At 53.2% G+C, this 293-nt stretch carries 1 tRNA gene; it reads left to right on the top strand.

Features of this window, described 5'->3' with window-relative positions:
* Positions 1 to 83 precede the first annotated feature (83 nt).
* Positions 84 to 159 (top strand) — tRNA-Trp (locus AB3U87_RS22575).
* Positions 160 to 293 lie beyond the last annotated feature (134 nt).

Here is a 293-nt window from a genome sequence, read left to right as displayed (position 1 = left end):
GAGCGGTAGTTCAGTTGGTTAGAATACCTGCCTGTCACGCAGGGGGTCGCGGGTTCGAGCCCCGTCCGTTCCGCCACCCTTTTAGGGGCGTAGTTCAATTGGTAGAGCACCGGTCTCCAAAACCGGGTGTTGGGAGTTCGAGTCTCTCCGCCCCTGCCATTTAAAAATAATCCTTTGCTCCGGCAAAGGATTTTTTTTGTCTGAAAAACGGCTATTCTGTTCTGCCTGTTCTGCCTGTTCTGCCTGTTCTGCCTGTTCTGCCTGTTCTGCCTGTTCTGCCTGTTCTGCCTGTT

The organism is Erwinia plantamica (assembly GCF_043420595.1).
GTDB classification, from domain to species: Bacteria; Pseudomonadota; Gammaproteobacteria; order Enterobacterales; family Enterobacteriaceae; genus Erwinia; species Erwinia aeris.
This window is presented reverse-complemented; position numbering and strand designations above follow the sequence as displayed.